This window comes from Mesorhizobium sp. M2A.F.Ca.ET.039.01.1.1 (assembly GCF_003998035.1).
In the GTDB taxonomy this organism is placed as follows: domain Bacteria; phylum Pseudomonadota; class Alphaproteobacteria; order Rhizobiales; family Rhizobiaceae; genus Mesorhizobium.
This window is the reverse complement of sequence record NZ_RZRY01001395.1, coordinates 1-672: the sequence shown is the minus strand read 5'-3', so window position 1 is coordinate 672 and position 672 is coordinate 1. Positions and strand designations below refer to the sequence as shown.

The window sequence follows — 672 nt, the reverse complement described above, 5'->3', positions numbered from 1 at the left end:
GTCAAATACATCGACGGCCCGTTCTAATATCTCAGCAACATCTGGCGCTTCGACCCGGCCGATGGCGGCTGCGAGGTGCATTTCTTCATCGACTATGAATTCAAGAGCCGCATTCTCGGCGCGCTGATGGGCACGATGTTCGACCGCGCCTTCCGCATGTTCTCGGAAGCCTTCGAGAAGCGCGCCGATGTCATCTATGGCGCGAAGCCGGCCTAACTTTCGCCGAGCGCCCGCAACCCGAGTTGCAGCGCGTGACGCACCGTCTCGTGCCGGATGAATTCGCGGCCCTTCTGGCCGAACAATTGCTGTTCGGCGACAACCGGCTGTCCGGCCAATCCGATCCCGAACCAGACAAGGCCCACCGGCTTGTCCGCCGAGCCGCCGCTGGGACCGGCAATGCCGGTGACGGCGAGCGACAGGCTTGCCCGCGAATGCGCCAGCGCGCCCGCGGCCATCTCCAGCGCCGTCTCGCGCGAGACCGCGCCATGCGCCTCGAGCGTGGCGGCGGAGACACCGAGCATCTCCATCTTGGCTTCGTTGGAATAGGTGATGAAGCCACGATCGACCACGGCGGACGATCCGGCAATGTCGGTCAGCGCGGCAATGATCAGGCCGCCGGTGCAGCTTTCGGCGGTCGCCAGCATGATGCCGCGCTGCTGGCAGGCCTGGAGC

General features: G+C 65.0%; 1 protein-coding gene and 1 pseudogene. One reads left to right on the top strand and one right to left on the bottom strand.

Features of this window, described 5'->3' with window-relative positions:
* Positions 1 to 216: pseudogene (locus EOA24_RS40075) on the top strand (SRPBCC family protein); the annotation flags it as partial.
* On the opposite strand, the gene EOA24_RS40070 reads toward EOA24_RS40075, so the two are convergent.
* The coding region (locus EOA24_RS40070) for a CinA family protein (RefSeq protein WP_133375059.1) at positions 213 to 672 on the bottom strand (460 nt) is incomplete at its 5' end. The pseudogene EOA24_RS40075 and the gene EOA24_RS40070 overlap by 4 nt on opposite strands.